The following is a 362-nucleotide window of genomic DNA, read 5'->3' on the forward strand; positions in this document are numbered from 1 at the left end:
CTGGATTCGCCGCAGACGCGCTACATCTACAACGTCGCCGAATACATCACCGACCCGGCCGCGCACGCCAACGCCGCGATCATCGGCCAGCAGGAAGTGATCCACAACGAGAGCTACAGCTACGTGCTGGCCTCGATCGCGGGCCTGGCCGACCAGAACCGCGTGTTCGAACTCGCGCGCACGCATCCCACGATCATCGCGCGCAACCAGCCGATCATGGATTCGTACAACGACTTCATGCGCGAGCGCTCGGCCGAAACGCTGATCCGCTCGCTGGTGCAGTCGTCGATCCTCGAAGGCATCAACTTCTATTCCGGCTTCGCCTACTTCTACAACCTGGTCCGCCAGAACCGGATGACCGG

General features: G+C 62.2%; 1 protein-coding gene. It reads left to right on the forward strand.

The features are described 5' to 3' along the window. The coding region (locus SB719_RS19180; RefSeq protein WP_412159605.1) for a ribonucleotide-diphosphate reductase subunit beta at positions 1 to 362 on the forward strand (362 nt) is incomplete at both ends.

The sequence above is a fragment of the Pantoea sp. SIMBA_079 genome (assembly GCF_046940275.1).
GTDB lineage: Bacteria > Pseudomonadota > Gammaproteobacteria > Enterobacterales > Enterobacteriaceae > Pantoea > Pantoea borealis.